Origin of the sequence: Streptomyces sp. NPDC001822, from assembly GCF_042892135.1 — a bacterium.
Classification (GTDB): domain Bacteria; phylum Actinomycetota; class Actinomycetes; order Streptomycetales; family Streptomycetaceae; genus Streptomyces.
The window spans coordinates 194,727-210,694 of the sequence record NZ_JBIATW010000009.1 but is presented as its reverse complement, the minus strand read 5'-3'; the positions used below and the strand labels follow the sequence as shown (position 1 = coordinate 210,694).

The 15,968-nt window shown below is 69.7% G+C and carries 11 protein-coding genes and 1 tRNA gene; 3 read left to right on the top strand and 9 right to left on the bottom strand.

Translation table 11 applies throughout. The features are described from left to right. Positions 1 to 223: 223 nt before the first annotated feature. Positions 224 to 298: transfer RNA gene (locus ACFYY2_RS22160), tRNA-Leu, on the bottom strand. Between the two features lie 97 nt (positions 299 to 395). Here ACFYY2_RS22160 and ACFYY2_RS22155 point away from each other — a divergent pair. Further along, the gene (locus tag ACFYY2_RS22155) at positions 396 to 1,052 is read left to right on the top strand and encodes a response regulator (RefSeq protein ID WP_329036359.1); all 657 of its coding nucleotides are present in this window, start codon (positions 396 to 398) and stop codon (positions 1,050 to 1,052) included. 75 nt (positions 1,053 to 1,127) lie between these two features. Here the strand turns inward: ACFYY2_RS22155 and ACFYY2_RS22150 are convergent, their stop codons facing one another. The 7 genes from ACFYY2_RS22150 to ACFYY2_RS22120 all read right to left on the bottom strand — a co-directional run bounded on the left by ACFYY2_RS22150 (position 1,128) and on the right by ACFYY2_RS22120 (position 10,227). After that, positions 1,128 to 1,844 (bottom strand): ABC transporter ATP-binding protein, encoded by a 717-nt coding sequence (locus ACFYY2_RS22150; protein WP_329036356.1) that lies wholly within the window; start codon positions 1,842 to 1,844, stop codon positions 1,128 to 1,130. Then, a complete protein-coding gene (locus ACFYY2_RS22145) occupies positions 1,841 to 2,758 on the bottom strand; it encodes an ABC transporter ATP-binding protein (RefSeq protein WP_388745582.1) in 918 nt (305 codons plus the stop codon). The genes ACFYY2_RS22150 and ACFYY2_RS22145 overlap by 4 nt, the downstream gene beginning before the upstream one ends. Before the next feature lie 5 nt (positions 2,759 to 2,763). Beyond that, entirely contained in the window at positions 2,764 to 4,500 is a 1,737-nt protein-coding gene (locus tag ACFYY2_RS22140) for a branched-chain amino acid ABC transporter permease (RefSeq protein ID WP_388745580.1), read from the bottom strand. A 5-nt stretch (positions 4,501 to 4,505) separates the two neighbouring features. Further along, positions 4,506 to 5,438 carry a branched-chain amino acid ABC transporter permease gene (locus ACFYY2_RS22135; protein WP_014156835.1) on the bottom strand — a complete coding sequence of 311 codons (933 nt, stop codon included), beginning with the start codon at positions 5,436 to 5,438 and terminating at the stop codon, positions 4,506 to 4,508. 99 nt (positions 5,439 to 5,537) lie between these two features. After that, positions 5,538 to 6,773: a branched-chain amino acid ABC transporter substrate-binding protein gene (locus ACFYY2_RS22130; protein ID WP_388745422.1), complete on the bottom strand. Its 1,236-nt coding sequence runs from the start codon at positions 6,771 to 6,773 to the stop codon at positions 5,538 to 5,540. Positions 6,774 to 7,368: 595 nt separating this feature from the next. Further along, positions 7,369 to 7,839 (bottom strand): PaaI family thioesterase, encoded by a 471-nt coding sequence (locus ACFYY2_RS22125; RefSeq protein WP_388745578.1) that lies wholly within the window; start codon positions 7,837 to 7,839, stop codon positions 7,369 to 7,371. A gap of 117 nt (positions 7,840 to 7,956) precedes the next feature. Further along, a complete protein-coding gene (locus ACFYY2_RS22120) occupies positions 7,957 to 10,227 on the bottom strand; it encodes an FdhF/YdeP family oxidoreductase (protein ID WP_388745420.1) in 2,271 nt (756 codons plus the stop codon). Positions 10,228 to 10,444: 217 nt separating this feature from the next. Here ACFYY2_RS22120 and polA point away from each other — a divergent pair, with 217 nt between their 5' ends. Next, complete coding sequence (polA, locus tag ACFYY2_RS22115) at positions 10,445 to 13,156, top strand: DNA polymerase I (RefSeq protein ID WP_388745418.1); 2,712 nt, start codon at positions 10,445 to 10,447, stop codon at positions 13,154 to 13,156. Between the two features lie 4 nt (positions 13,157 to 13,160). On the opposite strand, the gene ACFYY2_RS22110 is transcribed toward polA, so the two are convergent. Next, a complete protein-coding gene (locus tag ACFYY2_RS22110; protein ID WP_388745416.1) occupies positions 13,161 to 14,036 on the bottom strand; it encodes a DUF4184 family protein in 876 nt (291 codons plus the stop codon). 188 nt (positions 14,037 to 14,224) lie between these two features. Here ACFYY2_RS22110 and ACFYY2_RS22105 point away from each other — a divergent pair, with 188 nt between their 5' ends. After that, the gene (locus tag ACFYY2_RS22105) at positions 14,225 to 15,916 is read left to right on the top strand and encodes a lytic transglycosylase domain-containing protein (RefSeq protein ID WP_388745414.1); all 1,692 of its coding nucleotides are present in this window, start codon (positions 14,225 to 14,227) and stop codon (positions 15,914 to 15,916) included. Positions 15,917 to 15,968 lie beyond the last annotated feature (52 nt).

The window sequence follows — 15,968 nt, the reverse complement described above, 5'->3', positions numbered from 1 at the left end:
CTCCGGCGACGGACGGTTGTGCGGGAGAACGCCGTCGGCCGGCTCACGGAGTTCGGGCGGACGTCCTGTGCGCCGATTTCCTGAATGTGCCGGTGCGTATAGAGGTGATACCGCCTGACGATTCCGGGTCAACCGCCCGGAATTTCCTGGGAATGCGCCTTTTGCTTTCCCGTGCGCGTGAAGTCTCGCTAATTCCTATGCGACCTTGGAATCCAAGGAGAAGTGCCCCGAGTCGGACTCGAACCGACACTGTATGGGTTTTGAATCCATTGCCTGCTGCCAATTGGGCTACCGGGGCTCGCGGAATCCAAGGTTTCCCCGACCCGCTGCGCGACCACCATACCGCAGGTGGGTAGGCTCAAGGGAGCAGTGCCTGCCCTGAAACAAGGAGCCCCGTGACCACCCCCGAGTCGCCCCAGCCCGTAGACGCCGCCGACGACGACAAGTCGCACGTCCCGCCGCTGACGACCCGCGTCGTCATCGCCGAGGACGAGGCGCTCATCCGCCTGGACCTCAAGGAGATGCTGGAGGAGGAGGGCTACTCGGTCGTCGGTGAGGCCGGGGACGGTCAGCAGGCCGTCGAGCTGGCCCGGGAGCACCGCCCGGATCTCGTGATCCTGGACGTGAAGATGCCGGTGCTGGACGGGATCTCGGCCGCGGAGAAGATCGCGGAGGAGTCGATCGCCCCGGTTCTGATGCTGACGGCGTTCTCGCAGCGGGATCTGGTGGAGCGGGCCCGGGACGCCGGGGCGATGGCGTATCTGGTGAAGCCGTTCAGCAAGAGCGATGTGGTGCCGGCGATCGAGATGGCGGTGTCGCGGTTCGCGGAGCTGAAGGCGCTGGAGGGTGAGATCGCGGATCTCTCGCAGCGGCTGGAGACGCGGAAGCTGGTGGACCGGGCGAAGAGCATTCTGCAGACGGATTACGGGCTGTCGGAGCCTGCCGCGTTCCGCTGGATCCAGAAGACGTCGATGGATCGCCGGATGTCGATGCAGCAGCTGGCGGAGGCGCTGATCGAGGATGCCGAGGAGAAGAAGAAGTCGGCCGAGTAGGTCGTCGGCCGCCTGCACGAAAGGGCCCGCCCCGGATGTTCTTCCGTGGGCGGGCCCTTTCGCGTGGGCGGGTGCTCAGTCCTCGCCGAGGTAGGCCTTGCGGACCGACTCGTCGTGGAGGAGGTCGGCGCCGGTGCCGGAGAGGACGACCTTGCCGACCTCCATGACGTGGCCCTGGTCCGCGAGGGAGAGGGCGGCCTGGGCGTTCTGTTCGACGAGCAGGATCGTGGTGCCGGACGCCTTGAGTTCGACGATGGTCTCCATGATCTTCTGCATCATGATCGGGGAGAGTCCCATGGAGGGCTCGTCGAGCATGAGCAGTTTGGGCTGGGACATGAGGGCGCGTCCCATGGCGAGCATCTGCTGTTCGCCGCCCGAGAGGGTTCCGGCGGCCTGCTTGCGGCGTTCCCCGAGGATGGGGAAGAGGTCGTAGGCGCGCTGGATGTCCTTCTCGATGCCTGCCTTGTCGGTGCGCAGGAAGGCGCCGAGCTGGAGGTTCTCCGCGATGGTGAGGCGGGGGAAGATGTGGCGGCCCTCGGGGGAGTGGGCGAGGCCCAGTGCCACGATCTTGTGGGCGGGGATGCCGGCGAGGGGCTTCCCGTCGAAGAGGATCCGGCCGCCGGAGGGCTTGAGGAGGCCGGAGAGGGTGCGCAGGGTGGTGGTCTTGCCGGCGCCGTTGGTGCCGATGAGGGTGACGACCTGGCCGGCTTCGACGGTGAAGGAGATTCCCTTGACGGCTTCGATCTTGCCGTAGGCGACCCTGAGGTCTTCGACCTCGAGCAGTGCGGTCACTGGGTTTCCCCTTCTGTGCTGGTGGTGCGCTCCGCGTCGTCGGCCGCGGGGGCTTCGGCTGCGGTGGTGTCCGGTGTTTCCGCGGGTGTGCCTGCGTTCTCGGCGGTGTCCGCTTCGAAGGGGGTGCCGAGGTAGGCGGCGATGACGCGTTCGTCGCCCTGGACGACGGCGGGTGTGCCTTCGACGAGCTTCTCGCCCTGGACGAGGCAGGCGACGCGGTCGCAGAGGTTGAAGATGAAGCGCATGTCGTGCTCGATGACGAGTACGGCGATGCCCATGTCCCGGATGGCGAAGATGAGTTCTTCGGTGACGCGGGTTTCCTGCGGGTTCATGCCGGCGGTGGGCTCGTCCAGGAGGAGGAGGCCCGGGTCGCTGGCGAGTGCGCGCGCGATTTCCAGCTTGCGCTGGTCTCCGTAGGGGAGGTTGCGTGCGAGGTGGTCGGCCTTGTCCTGGAGGCCGATGAACTCGAGGAGTTCCATGGCGCGTGCGTGGGACGCGGCTTCGGCCCTCTTGAAGCCGGGGCCGCGCAGGAGGGCGGACCAGAGGCCTTCCTTGGTCCTGGTGTGGCGTCCGACGAGGACGTTTTCCAGGACGGTCATGTTGGCGAAGAGCCGGATGTTCTGGAAGGTGCGGGCGATTCCTGCCTGGGTGACGAGGTGGGGCTTGGGCGGCAGGACGGTGCCCTTGTAGCGGACCGTGCCCTCGGTGGGGACGTAGAGGCCGGTGAGGCAGTTGAAGAAGGTGGTCTTGCCGGCGCCGTTGGGGCCGATGAGTCCGACGATCTCGCCTGCGTTGACCTTGAGGTCGACGTCGCGTACGGCGGTGAGTCCGCCGAAGCGCATGGTGACGCCGGAGGCGTCGAGCACGGGTGTGGTGGTGGTCTGGGTGGTGGTCGTTTCGGTGGTGGTCGTCATGGTGTTCACGCCCCCGCCTTCACGGTGCCGACGCCGGAGTCGGGCAGTGTGCCCTCGGGTGTGTCGAGTTGGCCGGTCTCGTGGTATTCGAGCTGGGCGCGCCGGTTGGCGATGAGGCCTTCGGGGCGGAAGCGCATCAGCAGGATGAGTGCGAGGCCGAAGCCGAGGAGCTGGTAGTCCTGGAGGAACTGCAGCTTGGCGGGGATCATGTACAGGAGGGTCGCGCCGATCAGGGGTCCGCTGATGGTTCCCATGCCGCCGAGGATGACCGCGGCGAGGAGGAAGGCGGAGTTGGGCGGCACGGGGCCGGCGAAGACGTACATCTCCGGGACGACGGTGCTCTGTACGTGGGCCTGGACGGTTCCGGCGAGGCCGGCGAGGGTGGCGCCGAGGGCGAAGGCGATGAGTTTGACGCGGAAGCCGTTGATGCCCATGGCGGTGGCGGCGGTCTCGTCCTCGCGGATGGCGACCCAGGCGCGGCCGATGCGGGAGCTGCCGGCGCGGCTGAAGACGAGGACCACGAGGATCATCGCGAGCAGCATGAGCAGGTAGTAGTTGGCGTATCCGCCGAGTTCGATGCCGAGGATCGTGTGGGATTCGCCGAAGTCGTATCCGAAGAAGACGAGGTCGGGGATGTTGGGTACGCCGTTGGGGCCGTTGGTGATCTGGGGTCCGGAGACGCCGTCGAGGTTGCCGACGGTGATGCGGAAGATCTCGCCGAAGCCGAGGGTGACGATGGCGAGGTAGTCGCCGCGCAGGCGGAGTGTGGGTGCTCCGATGACGACGCCGAAGATCAGGGAGACGGCGGCTCCGGTGAGGACGGCGGCCCAGAAGGGGAAGTGGACGTCGAAGGCGGATGCGGTAGTGCCTGAGACGAGGGCGGCGGTGTAGGCGCCGACGCCGAGGAAGGCGACGTATCCGAGGTCGAGGAGTCCGGCGAGGCCGACGACGATGTTCAGCCCGAGTGCGACGGTCGCGAAGATGAGGATGTTGACCGCGATGAGGGTGTACTGGTCGGTGCTCTGGGTGAAGGGGAACGCCGCTGCGGAGACGAACGCGGCGGCTACGGCGATGGAGCGGTACTTGGTGGTGAGGGCGGAGAGCCGGGCCATGATGCCGGACTTGGCCAGGGCGCCGACGGCGAAGCCGGCGGTGATCATGTAGCCGGTGAAGAGTTCGGCGTATTCGGTGTCGATGCCGTAGGTGACGACGAAGAGGCCGGTCGCGAAGGCCGCGACGATGATGAGGATCTCGGCCCAGGAGGGGAGTTCCTTGGGGCGGGAGGCCTTGCGTGTGTCGTCGGGGAGCAGGAAGGCGACGAGAGGGATGGCGGAGGCGGCTGCCGCGACGTAGCCGCCGGGTTCCAGGTTGACGACTCCGCCGAGTTCGACCGCGATGGCGATGACGGTGAACCAGGTGGTGGCGAAGGCGCCGACGGCGAGGAACTGGAGGGCCTTGGTGGTGCCGGTGGGGGCGAGCCAGCGGAGGCCTCGGATGTCGAGGGAGGCGAGGGCGTACAGGAGTACGAGGGCGCCCGCGACGAGGGTGAGGACCTGGAGGCCGCCGGGGTAGCCGTAGACGGTGAGGTCGCCGGGGAACTCGTCGGTGTAGGTCCAGGACATGAAGGTGGCGGCGATGGTCGCGATGCCGCCGAGGGCGGTGAGGCGGCGCAGGCCGGTGGTCCGGGAGCCGGTGTCGGCGGGGGTGGGGACGGCGGCGGTGGTGGTGGTGTCGGTTGTCATGGTTCTCACGCCCGATCCGCGACGCGCTCGCCGAGCAGGCCTTGTGGCCTGACGAGGAGGACGACGATGAGAAGTACGAATGCCCAGACGTTGGCCCAGGCGCCGCCGCCGAGCTGCTGCATGCCGGGGATCTCTTCGATGTAGGCGATGGAGAGGGCTTCGGCGAGGCCGAGGACGACTCCGCCGACCATGGCGCCGTAGATGTTGCCGATGCCTCCGAGGACGGCGGCGGTGAAGGCCTTGAGTCCGAGGAGGAAGCCCATCTCGAAGTTGATCTGGCCCTTGTCGAGTCCGTAGGCGACGGCTGCGATGGCGGCGAACGCGGCACCGATGGCGAAGGCCATCACGATGATGCGGTCGGTGTTGATGCCCATGAGCTTGGCCGTGTCGGGGTCCTGTGCGGTGGCCTGCATGGCGCGGCCGCTGCGGCTCTTGGCGACGAACATGCCGAGGGCGAGCATGCACAGGGGGGCGAGGACGAGGATGAAGGCGTCGGCGCGCTGGAGGTAGAGGTTGTCGAAGATCTTGAACGACTCGCCCTTGAACTCCGGGAAGCTGCGCGGCTTCTTCGCGTCGGGGTAGAAGCCCCAGACAAGCTGCTGGAGGACGATCGAGAGGCCGATCGCGGTGATGAGGGGTGCCAGCCGTGGTGCGCCGCGCAGGGGGCGGTAGGCGAAGCGTTCCGCGGCCGTCGCCACGGCGACGGAGGCGATGGCGCCTCCGATGATCATGAGGGGTATGACCACCATGAGCGAGGTTCCGCTGGGGAGCGCGAGGTAGGTGGTGAGGGCGCCGAAGCCCCCGATCATGAAGATCTCGCCGTGGGCGAAATTGATGAGCTGGACGATGCCGTACACCATGGTGTACCCGATGGCTATGAGGCCATAGAGCGCGCCGAGTGCGAGGCCGTTCGCCAGCTGTTGCGGCAGTTCGTTCACCGCAGTGCCTCCGATGAGCTTGTCGGATATGACACCGCGCGAGGGCGCTGTTTGCGCCCTCGCGCGGTCAGGAGCGTGTGCTGGGGTGGTGCTGGTCGGTCAGTCCTCGAACGTGGCGCTCTTGACGTCCTTCCAGGCGCCCTTCTGGACCTCGTAGACGGTGAGCTGCTTGTTGGTGGTGTCACCGAACTCGTCGAAGGAGACCTTGCCGGTCACGCCGTCGAAGGAGACCTTGGCCATGGCCTCGGTGACCTTGGCGCGGGCGTCCTCGGGGAGCTTGCCGTCGTTGTCGGCGACGACGGCCTTGACGGCCTGGATGATGGCCCATCCGGCGTCGTAGGAGTAGCCGCCGTAGGCCGCGAACGGGTCCTTGTAGCCGCCGGCGTTGTAGTCGGCGATGAACTGCTTGGCCGTCGGGAGGGCCTCGACGGGGTAGCCGACGGAGGTGGCGAAGTCGCCGTCGTTGGCCTCACCGGAGGCGCTGATGAAGGCGGGGTCGTAGATGCCGTCGCCGCCCATGGTGGGGATCTTGGCGCCGGTCTTCTTGATCTGGTCGGAGAGCAGGCCGCCCTCGGGGTACTGGCCGCCGTAGTAGACGGAGTCGGCGCCGGAGGTCTTGACCTTGTCGGCGGTGCTGGAGAAGTCGGTCTCCTTGACCGTGACGTGGTCGGTGCCGACGACCTTGCCGCCGAGGCGCTCGAACTCCGCGGAGAAGATGGCGGCGAGGCCGGCGCCGTAGGTCTGCTTGTCGTCGACGACGTAGACCTTCTTCTTCTTGGCGTCGTTGTACAGGTACTGGGCGGCGAACTTGCCCTGGACGACGTCGGTGGCGCAGGTGCGGAAGTACGTCTTGAAGACGCGCTTGGAGTCGCCCTTGCCCCAGTTGTCGCCCTGGCTGAGGGCGGGGTTGGTGTTGGCGGGGGAGACCTGGGCCATGTCGGCCTTCTCGAAGACACCCTGCATGGACTGGGCGACGCCGGAGTTCAGGGGGCCGACGGCGCCGATGACTTCCTTGGTGCCGACGAGCTTGGTGGCGTTGGCCTGTCCGGAGGCGGGGACGGCCTGGTCGTCGAGGGCTTCGATCTTGAACTCGATGCCGGGGACCTCGTTGTTCTTGTTCGCGGTCTTGGCCGCGAGGTCCACGGAGTTCTTGATGCCCTGGCCGAGGGCGGAGAGGGATCCGGTCAGCGGGGCGTCGACGCCGATGACGACGGTGGTCTTGCTGTCGCCACCCTTGTCGCCCTTGCCGTTGTCGTCGCGCGACCCGCAGGCGGTGAGCGTGAGGGCACCGGTGGTGAGCACTGCTGTGAGGATGATCAAAGAACGGTGTCGCACGAAAGGTCCTTTCCCTGGCGCGGCCTCCTCTGCATGAGGTGCCGTAACGATCGCCGGGCCGTACTGGCCGATACAGGGCCGTGCAGCAGACGCGCCCGGCGGCGCGGTGACTGGCCGTGACTCTAAGGGCAGGTGAGGGGGTGCGGGACGGGTCCGCTGATGATGTGACTGTCTTGTTATGCCGTGGGGAAGGCTTGGTGGTCACTGTGTGGACATGTACCGCTTTCCGGCGGGTGGCGCGGTGACCGCATCGTGAGAACGCGCAGCTCTGCTAAGGGGCTTGGGGTGATCTTGGTGCTGTCACGCGAATGGGGCGCATGGGACGCGAGGGGCGTCGGCGCGATGCGCGCGCACGTGGCGCGTGAGCTTTTTCGTGTATTGCACACATGTTACGGAGTGTTACATCCGTGGGAGGTGTTTGAAGATCCTCATGGGGCGGTGTGACCGGTGAAGTGGCTCATGGAACGACATGGGCGGTCAAGGGTGTTGACCGTGCGTGTCCGCCAACTTCGGTGTTTTGCTTCGGATATGGGGCTGCCCGGTCCGGAATGCGGTGCGTTTTCCGGCCGGGCAGTGGGGTGTCGGGAGCGTTCGGTCAGCCCGCGTCGGGGCGGGGCGCGTCGCGGAGCAGGCAGGTGAGCCGGGCGGTGCAGACGCGCTTGTCGTGCTCGTCGGTGATGACGATCTCGTACGTGGCGGTGGTGCGGCCGCGGTGGACGGGGGTGGCGACTCCGGTCACGAGGCCGCTGCGGGCGCCGCGGTGGTGGGTGCAGTTCAGGTCGACGCCGACGGCGATCCGGGTGGCGCCGCCGTGGAGCATCGTGCCGACGGAGCCGAGGGTCTCGGCGAGGACGGCCGAGGCGCCGCCGTGGAGCAGTCCGTAGGGCTGGGTGTTGCCTTCGACGGGCATGGTGCCCACGACGCGCTCGGCCGAGGCCTCGACGATCCTGACGCCCATGCGCTCGCCGAGGTGTCCCGCCGAGAAGAGGGCGGGGAGGTCGACGCCGAGTGCCGCGTACTCGTCGATGATCTCCTGGGGGAACGTGGGTGCGGTGTGCTCGCCCATGGGTCCGGCTCCGATCGTGTGCTCGTCCGTTGCTGTGTGCACTGTTCTTATCAGACGGCTGAGCGTGCGCTTAGGGCCGCGGGTGCCCGGGGGCCGGGTACCGGCCCCCGGGGTGCCTCAGGCGGTCTCGAACCGGACGACGACCGACTTGCTGGCGGGGGTGTTGCTGGTGTCCGCGGTCGCGTCGAGCGGGACGAGGACGTTCGTCTCCGGGTAGTAGGCGGCGGCGCAGCCCCGCGCGGTGGGGTAGTGGACGACGCGGAAGCCGGGGGCGCGGCGCTCGACGCCGTCCTTCCACTCGCTGACGAGGTCGGTGTAGGAGCCGTCGGCGAGGCCGAGGGCGCGGGCGTCCTCGGGGTTGACCATGACGATGCGGCGGCCGCCCTTGATGCCGCGGTAGCGGTCGTCGAGGCCGTAGATCGTGGTGTTGTACTGGTCGTGCGAGCGCAGGGTCTGGAGCAGCAGCCTGCCCTCGGGGAGTTCGGGGTACTCGACGGGGGCGGCGGTGAAGTTGGCCTTGCCGGTGGCGGTGGGGAAGCGGCGTTCGTCACGGGGGGCGTGGGGGAGGGTGAATCCGCCGGGCCGGGCGACGCGGGCGTTGAAGTCCTCGAAGCCGGGCACGACGCGGGAGATGCGGTCGCGGATCGTCCCGTAGTCCTTCTCGAAGTCCTCCCAGGGCGTGGTGGAGGCGGGGCCGAGGACGGCGCGGGCGAGGCGGGCGACGATCGCGGGTTCGGAGAGCAGGTGGGGGCCCGCGGGGGTGAGGTTGCCGCGTGAGGAGTGGACCATGCCCATGGAGTCCTCGACGGTGACGAACTGCTTCCCGCCGGCCTGCACGTCCTTGTCGGTGCGGCCGAGGGTGGGCAGGATCAGGGCGCGGGTGCCGGTGACGGCATGCGAGCGGTTGAGTTTCGTGGAGACGTGGACGGTGAGCCGCGCGCGGCGCATCGCGGCCTCGGTGACGGTGGTGTCGGGGGTGGCGGCGACGAAGTTGCCGCCCATGGCGAAGAAGACCTTGGCGTCGCCGTCGCGGAGCGCCTGGATGGACCGTACGACGTCGTAGCCGTGGTGGCGCGGCGAGGTGATGCCGAACTCCCGGTCGAGGGCGTCGAGGAAGGCGGGGGCGGGGCGTTCGAAGATGCCCATGGTGCGGTCGCCCTGGACGTTGGAGTGGCCGCGCACGGGGCAGACGCCCGCGCCGGGCCTGCCGATGTTGCCGCGCAGGAGGAGGAAGTTGACCACCTCGCGGATGGTGGGCACGGAGTGCTTGTGCTGGGTCAGGCCCATGGCCCAGCAGACGATGGTGCGTTCGGACGCGAGCACCATGGCGAGTGCCTGCTCGATGGCGTCCCGGTCGAGGCCGGTGGCGGCGAGGGTCTCGTCCCAGTCCGCCGCGCGGGCGGCCTCGGCGAAGTCCTCGTAGCCGTGGGTGTGCGCGTCGACGAACGCGGTGTCGACGGCCCCGTCCGCCTCGATGATCATCTTGTTGAGGAGGCGGAAGAGGGCCTGGTCGCCGCCGATGCGGATCTGGAGGAACAGGTCGGTGAGCTCGGCGCCCTTGAGCATGCCGCGGGCGGTCTGCGGGTTCTTGAACCGTTCGAGACCGGCCTCGGGCAGCGGGTTCACCGAGATGATCTTCGCGCCGGAGGACTTCGCCTGTTCCAGGGCGGACAGCATCCGGGGGTGGTTGGTGCCGGGGTTCTGGCCGGCGACGATGATCAGGTCGGCCCGGTGGAGGTCTTCGAGGCTGACACTGCCCTTGCCGATACCGATCGTCTCGGTGAGCGCCGAGCCGGAGGACTCGTGGCACATGTTGGAACAGTCGGGCAGGTTGTTGGTGCCGAACTCCCGGGCGAACAACTGCAGGAGGAACGCGGCCTCGTTGCTGGTGCGGCCGGAGGTGTAGAAGAGCGCCTCGTCGGGGGAGGCGAGCGCGGTGAGCTCCTCGGCGATGATCGCGAAGGCGCGCTCCCAGGTCACGGCCTCGTACCGGTCGGCGCCCTCGGGCAGGTACACGGGCTGGGTGATGCGCCCCTGCTGGCCGAGCCAGTAGCCGCTGCGGGTCGCGAGATCGGCGACGGGGTGGGCGGCGAAGAAGTCGGGGGTGACCCGGCGCAGCGTCGCCTCCTCGGCGACGGCCTTGGCGCCGTTCTCGCAGAATTCGGCGGTGTGCCGCTTGTCGCCCTCGGGCCAGGCACAGCCGGGGCAGTCGAAGCCGTCCTTCTGGTTGACCTTGAGGAGGGTCTGCGCGGTGCGGCGCACGCCCATCTGCTGCTGCGCGATGCGCAGGGTGTGGGCGACGGCCGGTAGCCCTGCGGCGGCGTGCTGGGCCCCTTCGACGTGCGGTGCGTCCTGGACCGGGTCACCGGTCGGGGGCTTGGTGGCCATGGTGCTCCCCTTCGAGCGCTTGCTGGCGCGGGCTCGTCCGGGCGGCGTCCCGGCGCGTCCTCCCGCGCTTCCACTGTCCTTCGATCCTGTCATGCACGTGGGCCGGGGCGGCGGGTGGGAACGGGGGGTTCCCGGCGGCGGGGGCCGAGCGGCGCCCGAGCCGGGGACGAGCGGCGGCCGGTCCGGATTGTCGGTGGTACGTGGCAGGATCGGGGGCGTGGCTGAGACGGCATCGAAGAAGACGGCAGACAACCGACCGCGCCTGCTCCTCATGGACGGGCACTCCCTGGCGTACCGGGCGTTCTTCGCCCTGCCCGCGGAGAATTTCACGACGGCGACGGGGCAGCCGACGAATGCCGTGTACGGCTTCATGTCGATGCTGGCGAACACGCTGCGCGACGAGGCGCCCACGCATTTCGCGGTGGCGTTCGACGTGTCCCGCAAGACCTGGCGTGCGCAGGAGTTCCCCGAGTACAAGGCGAACCGCTCCAAGACCCCGGACGAGTTCAAGGGGCAGGTCGAGCTGATCGGCGAGCTGCTGGACGCGATGCGCGCGGACCGGTTCGCGGTGGACGGGTTCGAGGCGGACGACGTCATCGCGACGCTGGCCACACAGGCCGAGGCGGCGGGCTTCGAGGTCCTGATCGTCACGGGGGACCGGGACTCCTTCCAGCTGATCACGGACAACGTGACGGTGCTGTACCCGACGAAGGGCGTCTCCGAGCTGACGCGCTTCACCCCGGAGAAGGTCGAGGAGAAGTACGGCCTCACGCCCGCCCAGTACCCGGACTTCGCGGCGCTGCGCGGTGACCCCTCGGACAACCTTCCGGGCATTCCCGGCGTGGGGGAGAAGACCGCGGCGAAGTGGATCAACCAGTTCGGTTCCTTCGCGGAGCTGGTCGAGCGGGCCGACGAGGTCAAGGGCAAGGCCGGCCAGAACTTCCGCGACCATCTGGACGCGGTGAAGATGAACCGTGTGCTGACCGAGATGGTCCGCGACGTGGAGCTGCCGAAGGTCCCCTCCGAGCTGGAGCGCGCCCCCTACGACCGCACGGCGGTCACCGGTGTGCTGGACGTCCTGGAGATCCGCAACCCGAGCCTGCGCGAGCGGCTCCTCGCCGTCGACCCCGGTGCGGAGGAGGCGGCGCCGCCGGAGCCGGCGGCCGGTATCGACCTGGACGGCGCGGTGCTGGGAGCGGGCGAGGTCGCCCCGTGGCTGGAGGAGCACGGCGGGCAGCCCCTCGGGGTGATGACGGTGGACACCTGGTCGCTGGGCGTCGGCACGGTCACGGAGATCGCGCTCGCCGCCGCCGACGGGTCCGCGGCCTGGCTGGACCCGGCGGCTCTCGACGAGTCGGACGACCGGGCGTTCGCCGCCTGGGCCGCGGACCCGGAGCGCCCCAAGGTCATGCACAACGCCAAGAACGCCCTGCGGGTCTTCCCCGAGCAGGGCTGGCGGCTGGACGGCATCACCATGGACACCGCCCTGGCCGCGTATCTCGTGAAGCCGGGCCGCCGCTCCTTCGCGCTGGACGCGCTGACCGTCGAGTACCTCGGCCGCGAGCTGGCGCCGGCCGCTTCGGCCGACGGGCAGCTCGCCTTCGGCGCGGACGACCGCGCCGAGGCCGACGCCCTGATGGCGCAGGCACGGGCCGTGCTGGACCTCGGTGAGGCCTTCACCGAACGGCTGCGGGAGGTCGGTGCCACCGAGCTGCTGCACGACATGGAACTGCCCACGTCGATCATGCTGGCCCGCCTGGAGCGGCACGGCATCGCCGCGGACCGCGCCCATCTGGAGGGCATGGAGCAGCAGTTCGCGGGCTCGGTGCAGCAGGCGGTGAAGGAGGCGCACGCCTCGGTGGGACGGGAGTTCAACCTCGGCTCGCCCAAGCAGCTCCAGGAGATCCTCTTCGGCGAGCTGGCCCTGCCCAAGACGAAGAAGACGAAGACGGGCTGGACGACCGACGCCGACGCCCTGGCCTGGCTGGCCGCGCAGACCGAGCATGACCTGCCGGTCCTCATGCTGCGCCACCGGGAGCAGGCGAAGCTGCGGGTCACGGTCGAGGGCCTGATCAAGACGATCGGTGCGGACGGCCGCATCCACACCACGTTCAACCAGACGGTCGCGGCGACCGGCCGGCTCTCCTCGACCGACCCCAACCTGCAGAACATCCCCGTGCGTACGGACGAGGGCCGTGCGATCCGCAGGGGCTTCGTCGTCGGCGAGGGCTTCGAGACGCTGATGACGGCCGACTACAGCCAGATCGAACTCCGGGTCATGGCACACCTCTCCGAGGACGCCGGGCTGATCGAGGCGTTCAACTCGGGCGAGGACCTGCACACGACGGTCGCCTCACAGGTGTTCGGCGTGGAGAAGACGGCCGTCGACGCCGAGATGCGCCGCAAGATCAAGGCGATGTCGTACGGACTGGCCTACGGGCTCTCCGCGTTCGGCCTCTCCCAGCAGCTGAACATCGAGGCCGGCGAGGCCCGCGGGCTGATGGACACCTACTTCCAGCGGTTCGGCGGAGTGCGCGACTACCTGCGCCGGGTCGTCGAGGAGGCCAGGTCCACGGGCTACACCGAGACGGTCTTCGGCCGCCGCCGGTATCTCCCCGACCTCAACAGCGACAACCGCCAGCGCCGCGAGACGGCCGAGCGGATGGCGCTCAACGCCCCCATCCAGGGCACGGCCGCCGACATCGTCAAGGTCGCCATGCTCAACGTGGACCGTGCGCTGACGAAGGCGCGGCTGACGTCACGGATGCTGCTCCAGGTCCACGACGAAATCGTCCTGGAGATCGCGAAGGGTGAGCGGGACCGGGTCGAGGAGATCCTGCGCCGCGAGATGTCCACGGCGGTCGAACTCCGCGCACCACTGGACGTCTCGGTCGGCGTCGGCACGGACTGGGAGACCGCCGCGCACTGACGTCTCAGCCGGCGTCCCGGCCGGCCGGACCGGTCCGTGCGGTCTCCGCACCGGGCCCCTCCGGCCGGCCGGCGTCTGTCCGCCGCCCGCGCAGCCGCATCCACGCCCCGTAGAGCACCAGGCCGGCCGCCAGGCCCGCCCCGGCCCCGAAGCAGGCCGTCGGGACGAGGTCCAGAGGGCTGCCGATCCGCTCGGAACGGGCGTACCAGCGGGCGCACCGGTGGACGGCGCCGAGCAGGGCGCACAGGGCGAGGAACGAGCACACACCCAGGCGTTCGGCCCGGCTAAGCACCGGCACGCACTCCGGCCGGGGCGCGGGCCCGGCGCTCCGCAGCCCCGAGTGCACGAAGAACGCGAGCACCGCCGCGGCCACCGCCGAACTGCCGTACTGGACGATCTGGAACACGGGGAAGCCGCCGGCGCTCCGGCCGAGGACGGGGATCAGCTCCGTGCCCCACCGGTCGTGATGGGTGAAGGCGTCCCACACGACGTGGGTGCCCGAGCCGATGACCGCGGACACGGCGAACCACGCCGCCGTAGGCAGGATCGGGCAGTCCGGCTCCCACCGCCGCCCCCGTACGAAGCCGTGGACGCGTCCCTGCGACGCCCCGGGCAGCAGTGCGACGAGGGGTTCGCGCAGCAGCAGCCACAGGGCGACCAGGACGCCGGTGACGAGGACGTCGACGCTGAACACCCCCCACGCCGCGTGTGTCACCTCGCCGAACTCCATCGCCCCCGGGACGATGCTGTCCGCGTAGTAGGCCGAGTCCGGTGCGAACGACCCCGCGACGAGCGCGGATGCGACCAGAGGACCCCGGCCGCTCCCGGACCGGCGGACACCCGGGAGAACTGCGGCGGCATGGCTGAGCGTGAACGGCATGGCGGCAAGTATGCGGGTGAGCACACGTCATCCGTCCCGGGTGAAGCGACGACTTGGCGACGCGAAGCTGAAGAAACGGTGAGAACCGGTGGGGGGCCGGTGTCCGGGCAGCGGGAGTTGCCGTAGGGTCGCCTGAGTCCTCGCGCTGGGGAGCGCGGGCAGCCGTCGACGGGGAGGGACCGACACGTATGGCAGCGCAATTCGGCCGCAGGCTGCGCAGGGGGGCCACGACCACCGCGGTGGCGGCGGCAGCCGTGGCGGCCCTGTCCGCCTCGCAGGCTCCCGCGGCACCTCAGCCCGACAGCGCCGGCGACCAGACGGCGGCCGGTACGGCACCCTCCGGTGACAGCGCAGCCACCGGCAACTCCCCCTACCACACGGACCTTCCGCCGCTCGTCACTCCGGACAAGCCCGGGGCGTCGTCGAATCTCCCGGTGACCGGCAGCGCCGAATCAGGGATACCCGCCTCGATCCTGGCGGCCTACAAGAAGGCCGAGCAGGGTCTCGCGAGCACCGACGCCGCGTGCCGGCTGCCCTGGCAGCTCCTGGCGGCCATCGGCAAGGTCGAGTCGGGCCAGGCCCGCGGCGGCAAGGTCGACGCGAACGGCACGACCTTCTCCCCGATCCTCGGCCCCGCCCTCAACGGCCAGGGCTTCGCGCTGATCAAGGACACCGACGGCGGTGCGTACGACGGGGACTCGACCCACGACCGTGCGGTCGGCCCGATGCAGTTCATCCCGTCCACCTGGGAGACCTGGGGCCAGGACGGCAACGGCGACGGACGCAAGGACCCCAACAACATCTACGACGCGGCGCTGGCCGCCGGGCGCTACCTCTGCGCCGGCGACCGCGACCTGTCGCTCGCCCCGGACCTCGACCGGGCGGTGCTGAGCTACAACCACTCGCAGGAGTACCTGCGCACGGTGCGCTCCTGGTTCGACTTCTACAACCGGGGCACCCACGAGGTCCCCGACGGCACCGGCGTCCTCCCGGTGGGCACGAGCGGCGGCGCCACGACCCCGCCGGTCACACCCCCGTCCGGGCAGGGCGGCGGCAGCACACCTCCGCCGAGCAGCGGCCCGAAGCCGCCGGCGCACAACGGTGGCGGCAAGCCCCCGGGCACCGGCCCCTCGACGCCCCCTCCGACGACGCCCCCTCCGACGACGCCGCCCACCACGCCGCCCGCACAGCCGACCCTCGGCAGCCTGGAGAACGCGGGTACGGCACCTCTGAAGGCCACCGCGGGCGACGCGTTCGCACAGCGCGTCAAGGTCCGTGCGAGGAACACCCTCGGCGCCCCGCTCGCCAAGGCGCCGGTCACGTTCACCGTCGTCGGCGACACGGACGCCCGCTTCGCCGGCGGCCGGACCATGGTCACCGCCAGCACCGGAAGCGACGGCACCGTCACCGCGCCGCTCCTGACGGCGGGTGAGAAGACCGGCGAGTTCAAGGTGACGGCCGTCGCCGGCACCGTCAAACCGCGCACCCTCACCTACACGGCGAGCGTCACCGCGCGGCAGGCGGACGCCCTCGCACGGACCGACGACACGGCACTGACGGCCGCTCCGGGCGCCCGGTTCGCCGACCGGGTCCAGGTCCGGGCGACCTACCGGGACAAGGGGCTCGCGGACACCGCCGTCACCGCCACGATGATCACGGACGCGGAGACGCCCGCCGAGAACGACAAGGGACCGCACTTCAAGGACGCGGACGGCAAGGCCGTACGCACCCTGGACCTGACCACCGGCGCCGACGGGCTCCTGGAGCTCCCGGAGATCTACGCCGACGACGTCGAGGGCACCTTCAAGCTGCGGCTCACCACGGCGAACGGCGTCACCCTGGTCGTCGAGCTGAAGGTCGTGGCCGCCCCGGCGGCCTGATCCGCGAGGACACGGGGGCGCCCGGCTCCACCGCCGGGCGCCCCCGGCCGTT

Coding starts and splice junctions, on each gene's coding strand:
- ACFYY2_RS22140 (WP_388745580.1), bottom strand. CDS start 4,500: ATGACAACCGACACCACCACCACCGCCGCCGTCCCCACCCCCGCCGAC.
- ACFYY2_RS22125 (WP_388745578.1), bottom strand. CDS start 7,839: ATGGGCGAGCACACCGCACCCACGTTCCCCCAGGAGATCATCGACGAG.
- ACFYY2_RS22120 (WP_388745420.1), bottom strand. CDS start 10,227: ATGGCCACCAAGCCCCCGACCGGTGACCCGGTCCAGGACGCACCGCAC.
- ACFYY2_RS22105 (WP_388745414.1), top strand. CDS start 14,225: ATGGCAGCGCAATTCGGCCGCAGGCTGCGCAGGGGGGCCACGACCACC.
- ACFYY2_RS22145 (WP_388745582.1), bottom strand. CDS start 2,758: ATGACGACCACCACCGAAACGACCACCACCCAGACCACCACCACACCC.
- ACFYY2_RS22110 (WP_388745416.1), bottom strand. CDS start 14,036: ATGCCGTTCACGCTCAGCCATGCCGCCGCAGTTCTCCCGGGTGTCCGC.